Annotated in this window: 17 protein-coding genes; 11 read left to right on the forward strand and 6 right to left on the reverse strand. The window is 63.0% G+C overall.

The window, feature by feature from the left end; all coding sequences use genetic code 11:
- Positions 1-64 precede the first annotated feature (64 nt).
- Positions 65-223, forward strand: a complete 159-nt coding sequence (locus tag LB565_RS02770) for a DUF3309 domain-containing protein (protein WP_224581647.1) — start codon at positions 65-67, stop codon at positions 221-223.
- A 78-nt stretch (positions 224-301) separates the two neighbouring features.
- Here the strand turns inward: LB565_RS02770 and LB565_RS02775 are convergent, their stop codons facing one another.
- The 6 genes from LB565_RS02775 to LB565_RS02800 form a co-directional block, all read right to left on the reverse strand.
- Positions 302-1237, reverse strand: coding sequence for a cytochrome c oxidase assembly protein (locus LB565_RS02775; RefSeq protein ID WP_224581648.1), 936 nt, complete (start codon positions 1235-1237; stop codon positions 302-304).
- The gene (locus LB565_RS02780; protein ID WP_224581649.1) at positions 1237-1833 is read right to left on the reverse strand and encodes a heme-copper oxidase subunit III; all 597 of its coding nucleotides are present in this window, start codon (positions 1831-1833) and stop codon (positions 1237-1239) included. The genes LB565_RS02775 and LB565_RS02780 overlap by 1 nt, the downstream gene beginning before the upstream one ends.
- Positions 1834-3747 carry a cytochrome c oxidase subunit I gene (gene ctaD, locus LB565_RS02785; protein ID WP_224581650.1) on the reverse strand — a complete coding sequence of 638 codons (1914 nt, stop codon included), beginning with the start codon at positions 3745-3747 and terminating at the stop codon, positions 1834-1836. It abuts the gene before it with no gap.
- A complete protein-coding gene (coxB, locus tag LB565_RS02790) occupies positions 3744-4532 on the reverse strand; it encodes a cytochrome c oxidase subunit II (RefSeq protein ID WP_224581651.1) in 789 nt (262 codons plus the stop codon). The genes ctaD and coxB overlap by 4 nt, the downstream gene beginning before the upstream one ends.
- Positions 4533-4984: 452 nt before the next feature.
- Complete coding sequence (locus LB565_RS02795) at positions 4985-6070, reverse strand: c-type cytochrome (protein WP_224581652.1); 1086 nt, start codon at positions 6068-6070, stop codon at positions 4985-4987.
- An 83-nt stretch (positions 6071-6153) separates the two neighbouring features.
- Positions 6154-6606, reverse strand: coding sequence for a c-type cytochrome (locus LB565_RS02800; protein WP_224581653.1), 453 nt, complete (start codon positions 6604-6606; stop codon positions 6154-6156).
- Between the two features lie 218 nt (positions 6607-6824).
- Between LB565_RS02800 and LB565_RS02805 the strand changes: the two genes are divergently transcribed.
- The 10 genes from LB565_RS02805 to LB565_RS02850 all read left to right on the forward strand — a co-directional run bounded on the left by LB565_RS02805 (position 6825) and on the right by LB565_RS02850 (position 15426).
- A complete protein-coding gene (locus tag LB565_RS02805) occupies positions 6825-7928 on the forward strand; it encodes an inositol-3-phosphate synthase (RefSeq protein WP_224581654.1) in 1104 nt (367 codons plus the stop codon).
- Positions 7925-8521 carry a histidine phosphatase family protein gene (locus tag LB565_RS02810; protein ID WP_224581655.1) on the forward strand — a complete coding sequence of 199 codons (597 nt, stop codon included), beginning with the start codon at positions 7925-7927 and terminating at the stop codon, positions 8519-8521. Before LB565_RS02805 ends, LB565_RS02810 begins: the two co-directional genes overlap by 4 nt.
- A 12-nt stretch (positions 8522-8533) precedes the next feature.
- Positions 8534-9634 carry a glycosyltransferase gene (locus LB565_RS02815; protein ID WP_224581656.1) on the forward strand — a complete coding sequence of 367 codons (1101 nt, stop codon included), beginning with the start codon at positions 8534-8536 and terminating at the stop codon, positions 9632-9634.
- The gene (locus tag LB565_RS02820) at positions 9634-10434 is read left to right on the forward strand and encodes a sugar phosphate nucleotidyltransferase (protein WP_224581657.1); all 801 of its coding nucleotides are present in this window, start codon (positions 9634-9636) and stop codon (positions 10432-10434) included. The genes LB565_RS02815 and LB565_RS02820 overlap by 1 nt, the downstream gene beginning before the upstream one ends.
- Before the next feature lie 3 nt (positions 10435-10437).
- Positions 10438-11199: a TIGR04290 family methyltransferase gene (locus LB565_RS02825; protein WP_224581658.1), complete on the forward strand. Its 762-nt coding sequence runs from the start codon at positions 10438-10440 to the stop codon at positions 11197-11199.
- Entirely contained in the window at positions 11192-12124 is a 933-nt protein-coding gene (locus LB565_RS02830; RefSeq protein ID WP_224581659.1) for a beta-xylosidase, read from the forward strand. The genes LB565_RS02825 and LB565_RS02830 overlap by 8 nt, the downstream gene beginning before the upstream one ends.
- A gap of 60 nt (positions 12125-12184) precedes the next feature.
- Positions 12185-13249 (forward strand): glycosyltransferase, encoded by a 1065-nt coding sequence (locus tag LB565_RS02835; RefSeq protein WP_224581660.1) that lies wholly within the window; start codon positions 12185-12187, stop codon positions 13247-13249.
- A complete protein-coding gene (locus LB565_RS02840; RefSeq protein WP_224581661.1) occupies positions 13246-14235 on the forward strand; it encodes a GNAT family N-acetyltransferase in 990 nt (329 codons plus the stop codon). Before LB565_RS02835 ends, LB565_RS02840 begins: the two co-directional genes overlap by 4 nt.
- Positions 14208-15143: a class I SAM-dependent methyltransferase gene (locus LB565_RS02845; RefSeq protein ID WP_224581662.1), complete on the forward strand. Its 936-nt coding sequence runs from the start codon at positions 14208-14210 to the stop codon at positions 15141-15143. The genes LB565_RS02840 and LB565_RS02845 overlap by 28 nt, the downstream gene beginning before the upstream one ends.
- Positions 15144-15207: 64 nt before the next feature.
- The gene (locus tag LB565_RS02850; RefSeq protein ID WP_224581663.1) at positions 15208-15426 is read left to right on the forward strand and encodes a hypothetical protein; all 219 of its coding nucleotides are present in this window, start codon (positions 15208-15210) and stop codon (positions 15424-15426) included.
- Positions 15427-15522 lie beyond the last annotated feature (96 nt).

Here is a 15522-nt window from a genome sequence, read left to right on the forward strand (position 1 = left end):
CTCAAATGATGCAAGCAACTCAGGCGCAGGTCCGAGCATCAACTCACCAGCAAGGGGAACCGACATGAGTCTCGGAACAATCCTCATCATCATCCTGATCCTGTTGCTTATCGGTGCCATCCCAGCCTGGCCATATTCGTCGGGCTGGGGCTATGGCCCTTCGGGCCTGGTCGGCGTCATACTTATCATCCTGGTGATCATGGCTCTCATGGGCCGCATTTGACGCTTGGACAGCCTACGCCCAGGCGTGAGGTGATTTCCGGGCGCGCATGGCGCAGCGCCGGTTCGGCAGCACCGTGCATCAAATTCCAAAGGACCTGTCGAGTTTCTCCCGTACGGACGATTTGTTTTCAATCCAAAGCGCTGCCAGGATCAGCGCGGCAGCCAAATAGAACGCGGCGGCGCCCACCCACATGATCAAGCCGCCCAACTGCTGGTCTGCGATCGTCGTCAGATTCCATTGCGCCGCCGTCGAGCCGTTTGCGACGAAGATAGCGTTTTTGGACAGGGCCAAGATCGCGCCGAGCAGCCCGCAATGCATCGAGGTGAAGAACAGATAGAACACCGATGCGCCGTAGCCTCTCCGGCGCGCCCGGCCATTGAGCAAAGCCCACCAGAAGAGCAGCGCGCTTGCCAGAAAGCTGAAATGCTGCAGCCAGTGCACCGGCTCGCTTGCGAGCGCAGCATCGAAGAGAACCGGGATGTGCCATGACCAGATGGCAAGGCCGTGCAGGATCGTTGCGGAGCCCGGCTCGGTCAGGCCTCGCCATGCTATTCGCACGACCGGCCATCGCGCCGCGCGCGCCAGGCGTCGTCGTATGACGGGCGGGAACGCCCACAACATGGCGCCGAGTGGTCGCGACAGAACAAGCGCAGGAGCAGCGACCACCATCAGGACCTCATGCTCGAGCATATGCGCCGTAAAGAGCCGCTCGCCCAATTCATGCAGCGGCGACATCAGGGCCGCTGCAAGCGCTGACCAGCCTGTCGCGAAGCAGGCCAGTTGCCACCATGCGACGCCGCGCCCCGCTCCCGCCCGCCGCCAAAGCCGCGCAACGCCACCGCCGTAGAGAAGCAGCACGACGCCAAGCGGAACAACAGTCAAGCCGGCGACGGACCAGCCGCCGGTTGCTTGGCCTGCACCATGTGCGAATGCGGCGGGCGCCGGCATGGCGCACAGCGCCGAAACAAATGCTCCGAGCAAAGATGCCTCGCCGACGGAGCGGGCGATCCGCATCAGAACCTCGGCAGCCAATAGAGCACGGCGTAAAGTGGTAGCCATGAGAGCACGACGAAATACCAGTAGAAAGCATTGTCCTCGGCATCGCTGAAGCGTTTGCCCGTTCCGTGCCGCGTGAACATCAGCACGGTCAGCACCAGCGTGTCGGCGACGTCAGTCAGCACGTGCACGCCATGCAGGCCGAGAAGGAGCCAGACAAAGGAGCCATACGCATTGTCGCTCCAGCGTACCGGCAAGGCCGAGAATTCCATGATGCGCAGCCCGATAAGCACCAGCCCAACCGCGCTCATGATCAGCAGCAGCAGACGGACCGAGCGCAAGCTCTCCCGCGTCGCTGCCCGCTTGATCAGGAAATTCGGCAGCGCGCTGACAACAAGGACGAGCGTGAAGAGCGCCGACCACAGCAGGCTCAAGGGCACCGCGTCCTTCGCCCAATCCTTGTTGGTGACTGCCAGGTAGAGATAACCGCCGATGCCGAGGGCGAAGCCAGTTCCCTCCAGCAGGCAGAACGAGAAGGTCCCCCACCAGGGGGTGACACGCGAACCGAAGGCATAGGTCGGCAAACCTGAGACATCGATGACGCTGCGGGCCATCTAGACATTCTCCTCGATGGTTTTCGGCCAGAACCAGGCGACCAGCACGATGGCGACGACGGGCGAACCCCAAGTAATCGCCCAGGGCGTGTAGATCGAGCCGATGAACGCGACGGCTGTGGCAAACGCCGCCAGAAAGGGCCAGATCGAGGGAGCCGGCGATTCCTCGCGAATGTCGGGCCGGGCTTCCCTGATGCTCGTCACGACCAGTTCGCGCTCATCAACCTTGAGGCCGCCGACCACCACATTGTCGTCGCCCTGATCCCATAGCGGCGAGCCGCTTGTGACGCACGGAATGCGATCGAAATTCTGCGGCTGGGGCGGCGAACTGGTCGCCCACTCCAACGTGTCGGCGCCCCAGGGATTGTCGCCGGCAAGGGCGCCGGAGCGGGCGCTGGCAATCATGTTGTAGAGCATGAGCAGAAAGCTTGCGAAGAACAGCAGCGCGCCGGCGCTGGCGAGCAGGTTGAGCCCGCCCCAGCCCATCTCCGCGGGATAGGTGTAGACCCTGCGCGGCATGCCATGCAGGCCGAGCAGGTGCATCGGAAAAAAAGTGATGTTGAAACCGCAGAAGGCGAGGACGAACTGCCATTTGCCGAGCCGCTCATCCATCAGCCGGCCCGTCACTTTCGGGAACCAGTAATAGACGGCCGCGACAAGCGGAAAGACGGTGCCGCCTATAAGCACGTAATGGAAATGGGCGACGACGAAATAGGTGTCGTGCACCTGCGTATCGATCGGCACCGACGCCAGCATCACGCCAGAGAGCCCGCCGGCGACAAAGATGAAGAAGAAACCGAGCACGAAGATCAACGGCGTCTTGAGCACCGGCTTGCCGTCCCAGAGCGTCGCGATCCAGCAGAATATCTGGACCCCGTTCGGAATGGCTATAGCCATGCTGGAGGCGGTGAAGAATGCGGCGCCGATTTCAGGCAGGCCGGTCACGAACATGTGGTGAACCCACAAGCCAAAGGACAAAAAGCCGATCGCGATCAGCGACAGCACCATCGGCAAATAGCCGAAGACCGGCCGCCGGGAGAATGTCGCCACGATCGCCGACACGAAAGCGGTTCCAGGCAGGAAGATGATGTAGACTTCGGGGTGACCAAAGAACCAGAAAAGGTGCTGCCAAAGCAGCGGATCGCCGCCCGCGTCCGGATTGAAAAACTGCGTGCCCACCAGCCGCTCCATGATCAGCATAGACGAGGCGAGCATGATCGCCGGCATGGCGAAGATGATGATGAAGGAATGGACAAGCATCGTCCACACGAAGAGTGGAATGCGGTCGAGCGTCATGCCCGGCGCGCGCTGCTTCAGGACTGTGACGACGATCTCCACCGAGACTGCGAGCGCTGCGACTTCGGTAAAAGTGATCATCTGCGCCCAGTAGTCCGGCCCCTTGCCCGGAGTGAAATTCAGATTTGCGAGCGGCACATAGGAGAACCAGCCGACATCAGGGCGGATGCTCAACGCGAAGCCGCCCCACAACATCAGGCCGCCGAACAGATAGACGTAATAGGAGAAGGCATTGAGGCGCGGAAAGGCGATGTTGCGGGTGCCGACCATGAGTGGCACCAGATAGACGGCGAACGCCTCGCCGACCGGCACCCCGAACAGGAACATCATCGTTGTGCCATGCATGGTGAAAAGCTGGTTGTAGAGCTCGGCGTCGACGAGGTGGCTGTCCGGCCGCGCGAGCTGCAGCCGCATGATGATCGCCATGATGCCGCCGGCCAACAGGAAGACGAAGGCAGTGACGGCATAGCGGATGCCGATGATCTTGTGATCGACTGTCGAGAGAATGCCGATCAGACCACGCGCCGAGCCCCAGGTCCTGCTCAGCCTTGCGCGCAGTTCCTCGTCACCCAGATCGGTGTCGCGGGTCTCGTGACGTTCTTCGATCGCCGGGCTCATTGCGAATGCTCCGAAAGGGCGGCGAATGGAGACGATGCCGCGGAAGCAAAGACACTTTGCTTCGCAAGATGAGCCATCGACCTTGCCGGCGCGGCTTGCTTTGCGCGCCAGCGTTCGAATTCGCTCGGCTCCAGCGCCACCACGAAGATCGCCATATGCGCATGCTGCTGGCCGCAGAATTCGGCACACTGGCCGCGGTACACGCCGGGCTTATCCGCTTGGATGCGGAGTTCATTGCTTTTGCCCGGAATGAGATCGAGCTTGCCGGCAAGGCTCGGTATCCAGAACGAGTGGATCACGTCACCCGTGGTGAGCTTGATGTCGACCGCGCTGCCTACCGGAATGCGAATCTCGTTTGCCGTTTCGAAACCGTTGTTTCCTTCGTAGCGGACCTGCCACCACCACTGGTGCCCTATGACTGATATTGTCACGGCCGCCCCGGCCCCATCCCCGAAAACCGCCCTTTGTCCGTCGAAGCTGAGCACGGCCAGGCCGGAGAGAATGATGACGGTCGATGTCAGCATCGCAGCAAAGGCGATACGCACCGGCCGTTTGACGGCTGGATGCGCTTGCGCCGGTTCGCCGCGACTATCTCGCCGGCGTGTCAGCGCGAAGAACAACCCGGCCATGGTGACCAGCCAGACGAGTCCGAGCACGGCCGTGAAGATCCAGAACAGAACAGCCAGGGCGTCGGCCCGCTCGCCGTGCGGATTGAGCGCCGACTGCACACCGGTGCAGCCAGAGGCGAGCGCGGATCCGCCGGCGGCAGCCGTGAGGCTGGCCAACGCCCGCCAATTGGGGGCTCTTCGAAACAGAGGAAATACAGCATCCGGAACTCGCCGGTCCCGTTCCGTGTTGAGGGCTTCGTAGAGTCCCGAAGAGGCTGAGCCGTGAGTCTGAAACGCGATACCAGGATTTTTCGCGAACCCGGATTCTACGTTGCGACACTCCTCGCCTTCTGCCTGATCGGCGGCGTTCTTCTGTTCTGCGGCATCTACGCGCCATAGCTGCGACGAGGTGCCGGGACAAGCTGCAGTCCCGAAATTGCATGTCTCGTGAGGCCACCGGAAGTGCATTCAGCCTGGTTCACCCGCAAAGGATGCTTCAGCCGGCTGTCTGCTCAGGCCGTCTGTGCGCTGTTGGAACTGGCAGGATGGGATAAAGTTCCTTGAACCGATTTCGAGGCGCGCCCTGGGCGGCAGGCGCTCTCGGCTCGGCAATGCCTCCGGGCGACGTATTATGGTGGTTGCTGAGAATTTTCTGCCCGTTTGGAAAAATAGGCCGATACCGCCCGTATATCATCGTCGGTGAGGCGTTGGGCGGCAGTCGCCATGATATGCCAGAATGGCGTGCCGCCTCGGCTCTCGGACCGGAACAGCTTCAATTGTTGTTCAAGGTAAGCGGCGTGCTGACCGTCGAGGCGCGGATAGATCGGATTTTTGTCGGAGCCGATGTGACAGCCGGCGCAGGCAGGCACGTTCCGCTCCGGAATTCCGGCTTCTGCGATTTGCCGTCCGCCGTTGATCACCTCCGCCGGGATTTGATCGTGTTCCCCCGAGGCCGGTGGCAGCGTCGCAAAATACCGGGCAAGCGCGGCCATTTCGTCAGGAGCTATTCCTGTCACCGGCAGAGCCATGAAGCCGCTCGTGCGGTCTCCTTTGGCATAGGCCTGGAGGCTAGCGAGCAGGTAAGCTTCTTTCTGTCCGGCCAGCGCGGGCACGGCGTCACCCCTCCCCTCGCCGTCGCCTCCGTGGCAGCGCACGCAGTCGGAGATCACATCCGGGGTGGCGGGTTGCCTATCGCTGTCAGTTGCATCGCTGCCATTCAAGGCAAGCACCCGAAATTCATTCGGATCGAGCTTTGGGAGTTCCCGCAGGAAAGCAACCATTGCCCAGACCTCGTCATCGCGGTCGCGGGCCGGCCAGGCGGGCATGCCGGTGAACCGTATTCCATGCTTGACGATCCGAAAAAGCTGGGCGTCGGTCCAATCTCCGACCGTGAGCGCAAGATCCGGCGGTTGCGGAAGCATCCGCAGCACCGCCGGCGAGCGGAGCTCGCCAGGTGCGCCGTGGCAGATCGCGCAGCCTCGCGCAAAATGTCCGGCTGCCGCCGGGAGCCCCCGCCGGTCGAGCGTTTTCGGCGCGTCGACGGCCAACGCATAAGTGCGGACGGCCGAGCGCATGGCGAGTTGAAGGAACCAGGCCGTCACCTTCCAATGGCCGCTGCTGGCGCCGACGTTGAAAAAGCCGATCCATGCCCCAAGCAACAGGACGACGGGCAAACCGATGGCGCCGAATACGACATGCTTCAGGCGGATCATCATCGGCTGGTTCGCCACGCGAACGACGTCTTCTTCGGCAGTGGCATTGGACGACGCTGTCCCGGATTCGGCACGAGAACCGGGCATCACTGCAAGGCTTTCAAATATCGCGCGATCGTCTGGATTTCGGTTTGCGGCAGCATGTCGAACGCCGGCATTTTCACGCCTGGCTTGAACAGATCAGGGCGAGCGACGAAACGTGCAAAGGCTTCCTCGGTGTTCGGCAGGACCCCGGCGCCGATCGCTGTTCGCGATCCGACATGGGAAAGGTCCGGACCAATCGTCCCGCGGGCCTCGGTGCCTCTTATGGTATGGCATGCACCGCAACCATTGCTCAGGAACAGCGACAACCCGCTGCCCGGCGGGTCTTGGGATGCGGTTGGGTTCGAGGATTGCGGCGCAGCGGGAGCCACGGGCTCGATCGCAGGTTTGACGACCTTCGCTTGTTGATGCCCGAGTTCCTCGGCTGCGACCCAGCTGCTGCCATAGGCAAGAAACCAAAATGCGAAGCCCAGCGGAAGGCCGGCGTTTGCTGACATGACAATCGCTCCCGCGCTTTAACTTTCGCTCCCGCGCTTTAACTTTGCAGGATGGGCGAGGTTCCGTTCCAGCAGGCGCGCCCTTCTCGGTTCGGCAGCACCGCGCCGTCGTAAGCGCTGACCAGCGATCCGCAATTTTTCCGTCGGCAAGGAACATTCCTGGGCGGTCCCAGTTCGGCGGCAAGGAACATACCCCCAACAGCAGAGGCGGCGGTTTCGTGACATCGAAAAAGGTTCGCATCGGCATCGTCGGTGTCGGCAATTGCGCATCCTCCCTCGTGCAAGGCCTCACCTACTATCGCCAGGCAGAAAGCAACGAGCCGATCCCCGGACTGATGCATGCCGATCTCGGCGGCTACCACGTCGACGACGTCGAAGTCGTCTGCGCCTTCGATGTCGCGAAGGACAAGGTTGGGCGCGATGTGGCCGAGGCGATCTACAGCGCGCCCAACAACACCTTCCGCTTTGCCGATGTGGCGCCGATCGGCGTGCGAGTGCACCGCGGACCGACCCTCGACGGCATCGGCAAATACCTGCGCGATATCGTCGAGGAAGCGGATGAACCGGTCGCCGACGTGACCGCGAGGCTTCGGGAAAGCGGAGCCGAGGTGCTGGTGTCCTATCTGCCCGTCGGATCGGAAGCGGCCACCCGCTTCTATGCCGAATGTGCGCTGGCAGCCGGATGCGCCTTCGTCAACTGCATACCGGTCTTTATCGCTTCGCGGCCGGAATGGCGCCGGCGTTTCGAGGAGCGTGGCCTGCCCCTTGTCGGCGACGACATCAAGAGCCAGGTCGGCGCGACCATCGTCCATCGGCTGCTCGCCAATCTCTTCCGGGAGCGCGGGGTGCGCATCGACCGCACTTACCAGCTCAATTTCGGCGGCAACACCGACTTCCTCAACATGCTGGAGCGGGAGCGGCTGGAATCCAAGAAAATCTCCAAGACGCAGTCCGTCACCAGCCAGATCGATATTCCGCTCGAGCCGGGCAACATCCATGTCGGACCCAGCGACCACGTGCCTTGGCTCACCGATCGCAAATGGGCCTATATCCGCGTCGAGGGCACGACGTTCGGGGGCGTGCCGCTGAATGCCGAGCTCAAGCTGGAGGTCTGGGATTCGCCGAATTCCGCCGGCGTGGTGATCGATGCCGTGCGCTGCGCCAAGCTGGCCCTCGATCGCGGCATTGCCGGCGCGCTCACGGGGCCTTGCAGCTATTTCATGAAGTCGCCGCCGGAGCAGTTCACCGATGCCGAGGCCCGCCTGCGCACGCTCGCCTTCATCGCCGGCAGGGACGAGCCGATGCTCGACGCAGCCGAATGACCACGATCTTCTTCCTCGTCCGGCATGCCGCGCATGACGATGTCGACCGCTGTTTGGCCGGCCGTCTAGAGGATATGGACCTTGGCCGCGCCGGCCAGGTGCAGGCGCTGCAGCTTGCGCGGCGCATGGCGAAGGAGCCGCTTGCCGCGATCTTCAGCAGTCCGCGCAAGCGCACCTTGGAAACAGCGAAACCGATCGCCATCGCCTGCAACGTCGAGCAGATCGCGATCTGCCAGGAATTGGACGAGATCGACTACGGCGCGTGGTCCGGCAAGACGTTTGAAGAGCTGAATGGCGATGCCGCCTGGCGAATATGGAATGACCAGCGCCAGAGCGCACGCACGCCCGGCGGCGAGACCATGCAGGACACGCAGCAGCGGGTTATCGGCCTGATGGATGCGCTGCGCCGGCAGACCCCCAACCAGTATGTTGCGCTGATCAGCCATGCGGACGTCATCAAGGCCGCCGTGTGCAAGGTCCTCGGCCTTCAGCTGGGCGATTGCTTCCGCTTCGACGTCGAACCCGCATCGATCACCACAATCGTTCATGGCGACTGGGGTTCGAAGCTCATTCGCCTGAATGAAGTCGCTTGACGGAGCAGCCCGATGCGGATGGCGATCTTCGGCCTTACTGTCACCTCCTCATGGGGAAACGGGCATGCCACGCTCTGGCGCGGGCTGATACGCGCATTGGCGCCGCTCGGCTGGCGCATCAGCTTCTTCGAACGCGACACGCCCTACTACGCCGGCGCAAGGGATCTCGATCACCTCGATGGTGGCGAGATCGTGCTCTATACGTCTTGGGACGACATCGCGCAGGCCGCGGCCAACGTGGTCCGGGAAGCCGACGTTGTGATCGTTACGTCCTATTGCCCGGATGCAGTTGAAGCCTCGCACCTGGCGCAAGAGTGCTGTCGCGGGTTGAAGGTGTTCTACGATCTCGACACCGCGGTGACGCTGGCGCGTATCGAACAAGGCGACCAGCCATCCTATTTCGGCCCGGAAGGTCTTCGCGATTTCGACCTGGTGCTGAGCTATACCGGCGGCCCGGCGCTCGATGCGCTAAAGACCATGCTGGGCGCGCGTCTGGTGCTGCCGCTCTATGGTCATGTCGATCCCGACCGCCATCGGCCGGCGCAGCCCAGGCCCGAATTCGCCGGCGATCTGTCCTATCTCGGCACCTATGCCCAAGATCGCCAGCCGAGCGTCGAGAAATTGCTGGTCGCGCCAGCTCTGCGCATGCCGGATCGCCGCTTCGTCATCGGCGGCGCGCAATATCCTCAGGATTTTCCGTGGAGCGACAACATCTTCTTTGTCAGGCATCTGCCGCCTGCCGACCATCCGGCCTTCTTCTGCTCGTCGCGCCTGACCCTGAACGTCACCCGCGAAGCGATGGCGCGCAAGGGCTGGTGTCCGTCGGGCCGGTTGTTCGAAGCGGCAGCCTGCGGCGCGGCGATCATTTCCGACGACTGGCCAGGCCTCGACAGCTTCTTCGAGCCTGGCAAAGAGATCCTGCTTGCACATTCTACCGAAGACGTGGTCGCCGCGCTCGGTTTGCCGGATACCGAGCTCGAGACGCTGCGCCGCCGGGCCCGCGAGCGCGTTCTCGATGAACACACATCGACGCGACGCGCCGCGGAACTGGATCGGATCCTGAGCGAGGCCGCTGGGGCGCAAGCAGGCGAAGCCATGAAGGAAGCCGTCTGATGCTGGGTATCGTACCTGCCGCCGGGCGGGGCAGTCGCATTCAACCGCTTGGCTTTTCCAAGGAACTGCTGCCTGTAGGCAGCCGAATGGACGGGCACACCGAACGTCCCTGCGCCGTCAGCGAATATCTGGTGCGCAGGATGGTGCGTAACGGGGTCGACAGAATCTGCTTCGTCATCGGTTCGGGTAAATCGGATATCCTCGAATATTATGCGGCCGGCTATGACAGAGCTGCCGCAATTTTCGTGGCGCAGCCCTCTCCGGTCGGCCTTTGCGACGCGATCTTCCGCGCCGAGCCGCTCGTCCCGTCGGAAGAGACGGTCCTGATCGGGCTCCCGGATACGATCTGGTTTCCGGAGGACGGCTTTTGCCGTCTTGCGGAGGACCGGCTGTCGTTCCTGCTGTTTCCTGTAGACCGCCCCGAGCTTTTTGACGCCGTGCTCGTCGATCAGGATAGCCGGGTCGAGCAGATCCAGGTCAAACAGCGGAACGCGGCAACGGAGTGGGTCTGGGGTGCATTCAAAATGCCGGGCAGCATCTTTCACCGGCTTGCAGCTCTCTGGCGCGAGCGGGACGGTCGCGACGAGTATTTCGGCACGCTGGTCAATGCCTATCTGGCCGCCGGTGGCGAAGCCTGGGGCGTGAAGGCGGGCACCGCCTACGTCGACGTCGGGACGTTCAACGGCTACCGCACGGCGCTCCGATTGCTTGAAAACAACAACATAGCGGAAGAAGGCACGCCAATAACCGTGCCTTCAGGCCGCTCGCCGGTACCGACCTTGCCTGGCGAAGGAGGTTGACCCATGCTGCATTCCGACGCGGAAATCCGCCGCCGCATCGACGCGCTGGGGCCCTGGTTTCACAACATGGAACTGGCCGGCGTGCAGACCGCTCCCGATCATTTCCTCGGCAACTATCCGCTGGTCAAGTGGCGCAAATTCGCGCACGCGATTCCAGCCGATCTCTCGGGCAAGTCCGTGCTCGACATCGGCTGCAACGCCGGCTTCTATTCGATCGAAATGAAACGGCGGGGCGCCGACCGGGTGCTCGGCATAGACTTCGACGCGGGTTATCTGTCACAGGCGCGCTTTGCCGCCGAAGTCGCCGATTGCGACATCGAGTTCCGCGAACTGTCGGTCTATGACGTCGGCGCCCTTGGCGAGACTTTCGACATCGTGCTCTTCATGGGGGTGCTCTATCACCTGCGGCACCCGTTGCTGGCGCTCGACCTGATCCGCCAGCACGTCGCGCGAGACGTGATGATTTTCCAGTCGATGCAACGCGGGAGCAGCGAGGTCTTCGCGCTCGAACAAAACTACGATTTCTGGACGCAGGACCTGTTCGATCGGCCTGAATTTCCGAAGCTGCATTTCATCGAGCACCGCTATGCAGACGACCCGACCAACTGGTGGATCCCGAACCGCGGCTGCATCGAGGCGATGCTGCGTAGCGCCGGTTTCGAGATCCTGATGCACCCGGAGGACGAGGTTTATTTCTGCCGGGCGGCTGGTGAGCCGGCCGGCGAAGGCGCCGTTTACCCTGTGAAAGGACGAAACGATGATTGAAGCCGCGATGATCTGGAACGAGCCCAACAACAAGTCGCATTGGGACCCAGAGCTCGATCCGGACTGGAGCCGCTTTGCCAGCATGGCGATCCTGGCGGCCGACGCCATCGGCCTCGAAAATCCGGCAATCACCAGAATTCTCGGCGGCATTTCCCCGATCGATGCCGGCTTCATGTCGCTGATGAAGGGGTACGGCGTGCTCGATCATGTCGATGCCGTCGCCGTGCACGGCTTCCCGCTCGACTGGAACCTTTGGCAGATCCACGAGTGGCCGCAAAAGCTCGGCGAGATCGCCGCAATAACCGATCTGCCGATCTGGATCAGCGAGGCCGGTGTGTCGAGTTTCGGCGCCGAGGAGGTCCAGCTCTGGGGTCTGCGCCGGACTGCGGAGTTGTTGCTGGGCAATGCGCCCCGCGTGCAATGGTATAGCCTCTACGATCTGCCGCATGCGTGGGGCGCCACGACGCGGCATCGCGAGGTGGAAGGCTCGTCCTATTACCGTCATTTCTACATGGGTCTGCTGCGTGAGGATGGCACGCCCAAGCCGGCGCTCGAAGAGTTCGTGCGCCATACGCCCCACATGGGGCTGGTCCAGTGGTTCCATTTTGAGGACCACCGGCTGGACGATGCCGTCGCCTGGATGAAGCGTCTGGGCGTCACAAATCTGCGCACGGGCCTCTCCTGGGCCGACAGCTTCAGGCCGAATGCCATCGACTGGTTCGACCGCCAGATGGAAGCGCTGGCCGACTTCGATGTCACCGTCACCTTCTGCTTCACGCCAGAACATCGCGGCCTGCAGCCGCATCACACCAGCCCGCCACAGGCGCCCGAGGAATTCGCCGAATTCTGCCAGGCCATGATCCGCCGCTACGCCCCTGGCGCGCGTGATGCCGAGATGCCGGTGCGGCGCGCATCGGCCGCGTGAGATCATCATGTCATCCGCCGATCGGTCGTCCGATGCGCCGGCTGAATTCGCCGATCAACCATGACGCTCACCGTGCTCAACGTCGCCTACCCGCTTGCCCCCGTCGGCCTCGATGCTGTCGGCGGCGCCGAGCAGGTGCTGTCCGCCCTTGATCGCGCGCTGGTGCGGCAGGGCCATCGTTCCGTCGTGGTCGCCTGCCACGGTTCCAGCGCAGCCGGTACCCTCGTTGAGACGCCAGCCGAAACAGGCCCGCTCGACGAGGCGGCAAAGGACCGTGCCCAGCAAGCGCATTGCGCGGCGATCGCTGCAGCCCGGGCGCGCTGGCCGATCGACGTCGTTCACCTGCACGGTATCGATTTCGGCGCCTACCTGCCTGACGACGGCCCGACGCTGGTGACGCTGCACCTGCCGCTCGCCTGGTATCCGCCCGAAGTCCTGAGGCCGGCACGTGAGGACCTGTGGCTGCACGCGGTGTCGGAGGCACAGCAAAAGACCGCGCCGGCTGGATCAAGGCTGATCGCGCCCATTCCAAACGGCGTCGACGTCGATGCGCTCCATGGGCCGTGGTCGCGTCGCGATTTCGCGCTCGTGCTGAGCCGCGTTTGCCCGGAAAAGGGCATCCACCTGGCGATCGAAGCCGCCAGACGCGCCTCCGTGCCGCTTGCGATCGGCGGCCGGATTTACCCCTATCAGACACATGTCCAGTATTTTGCCGACGAGGTGGCGCCGCGCCTCGACAGGCGGCGGCGCTTCCTGGGACCGCTGGGTTTTTCCGCCAAGCGGCGGCTTCTCAACGCCGCCCGCTGTCTGGTCGTTCCGAGCCTTGCCGCAGAAACGAGCTCGCTGGTTGCCATGGAGGCTCTCGCCTGCGGCACGCCCGTCGTCGCCTTTCCGAATGGCGCCCTGCCCGACGTCGTCGAACACGGCAAGACGGGGTTTCTCGTCAACGACATCGATGAGATGGCGGAGGCGATCCTTGCCTGCGCCAACCTCGACAGCGAGACATGCCGGGCCGAGGCGCGGCGCCGCTTTTCGCTCGATCGCATGGTTTCGGCCTATATGGATGCCTATCAGGCGCTGGCAAAGGTCGGCGCTTCGCGCGCAGGGCTGAGGGGGGCTCAGTGAGCGGCCTGCGTGCCGGTATCATCCGAGACCAAGCCGCGTTCGATGACCTCGAGCCGCGTTGGTGGCAGCTCTGGTCGCAAAGCGCCACCGCTACGCCTTTCCAGTCGCCCGCCTGGCTGGTGCCGTGGTGGCGGACATTCTCGCCGGGGGATCTCGCCATGATCGTCGTGTGGAGCGGACATGATCTTGTCGGCCTGGCGCCCCTCTATCTTGAACCGCATGTTTCTGGCCGGCGACTGCTGCCGGTCGGGATCTCGCTGAGCGATTACCTCGATATTCTATGCACCCCCGAGCAGGAAGCAGCGGTAAGCGCCGCCATCGCCGAGGCAGCGCTCTCACTGGAATGGTCGCAATGGATCCTGCCGGATCTGCCGGCCGGGGCTGCCTCCCTTCGCCTTAGGCTGACGAATATCGAGGAGAGCCGAACCTCGAACCATGCCGCTTGTCCAGTGCTCTCACTTCACGGCGATGACGTGTCTGCAAGCTCGGTACCTGCCCGGCGACGGCGGCAGTTGCGCCGCGCCGAGAGAGCCGCGCAACGGCGAGGGCATGTGGCCATCGGGCGATATGAGACCGATCCGAAGGTATTCATCGATCAGTTGGTCCGACTGCACAGCGCCCGTTGGGCTGGACAGGGCGTACTCACCGACAGCGCACAGGAATTCCATAGGAGGGCCTTGCCGCGCCTGGCCGCAAACGGCCTGGCCCGATGCTGGCTGGTCGAGATCGGCGGCACTGTCGCGGGCGCCTATTACGGGTTCCATCACCGTGATCGCGCCTATGCCTATCTCGGAGGTTTCGACCCCGCCTATGCGGAGGAGAGTCCCGGCGCAATCCTGATCGGCAGGGCCATTGCCGAAGCCGCTCGGGAGGGAGCACGGGAGTTCGATTTTTTGCGCGGCCGGGAAAGCTACAAATACAGCTGGGGGGCCGTGGACCGGTGGACGGAGCAAAGGGTATGGACCCGGAACGCGCCGCCGTCATGACCGTAGCGGAAACAGAGAGGACGATCGCGCGGCGCGTTCTCGAGACTTGCATGGCGAATGATCTTCCCGCCGAAGTCGCGATTGCCAGATTGGCCCTTTACCTGACGGACACCGAGGCGGCGGAGCTGGCCGATATCGCGCTGGACATGCGTTCAGATGCCCTCCACCGGCGCGGCTGGCTCGAGCAGGTGGCCATGCTCCTTTCCCGCAAGACGGTTGTCTTTGACGATCTCCGGACCACGGCAGCTTCCGTGCGTCATGACCGCTCGGATGATGAGACGGGCGAGCTGATTGTCGGCCGGCTGGCAAGCGGCTTCGACCAGGCGGCCGCCATCTCTCCGGCCGCCAGCGTCCAACTCTCGTCCCTTGGCGATGAGGAGATGCTTTCGGCTACAACGGCCGAGATCGCTTCGTGGTTGGAACAACAGGGCTTCACCGGCGCGGGCAAGACGATACTGGACATAGGCTGTGGCATCGGCCGCTTCGAACGCGCGCTCCACGCGAGGGTAAAATACATTGTCGGCATCGATATCTCCTCCAGGATGCTCGCGATCGCGCGCCGACGGTGCGCCGGGCTTGCCAATGTGGAGTTCCGCCAGACCTCAGGCCTCGACCTCGGTGAATTCGCCGTCGCCGGCTTCGATGGTGTGCTGGCCGTAGATTGTTTCCCCTATCTGGTGCTCGCCGGCATCGCCGAGCGGCACTTCAGCGAAATGGCGCGGGTGTTGCGGCCAACAGGACTGGCGGCGATTCTCAACTATTCATATCGCATGTCACCAGCCGTCGATTCTTCCGATATCCGCCATCTCGCGCGCACATGCGGCATGGACGTCATCATTGATGGCGAGATGCCTTTCCGTCATTGGGATGGCACGGCGTTTCTTGTTCGCCGTCGCGACGGAACATAAGCGAGAGAGCGAAGTTGGGACGCCAAACACCTCTCGCAGTGACTGGGACGCCGAGGAGAAGAAGATGGCATCCGGCAGCAAGAAACACATGGGACGCGGCAGCCAGGGCAAAGGTTCCGGGACCGGAGCGAAGACCGAGCTTCCGAAGGACATGGTTGGCGAAAATGACGTCCTGTCGAACCGGGATAAGAAGCAACACACGAAAGAGCGCGGCCTCGACGGCAATCGCATCAAGTCCGACCAGTATCAGGACAACGCGGCAAACCGGCTCCCCAAAGACTGAGCTCGCCGGGGCTCTCGTCTTTTGGGACCCGGCAAGGGCGCAAAGGGATCAGGTGAGGTTTTCGCTCTGCCCACAGCCTGTGCGGAGTCGAAGCCG

The organism is Mesorhizobium sp. CA14, assembly GCF_020165195.1.
In the GTDB taxonomy this organism is placed as follows: domain Bacteria; phylum Pseudomonadota; class Alphaproteobacteria; order Rhizobiales; family Rhizobiaceae; genus Mesorhizobium.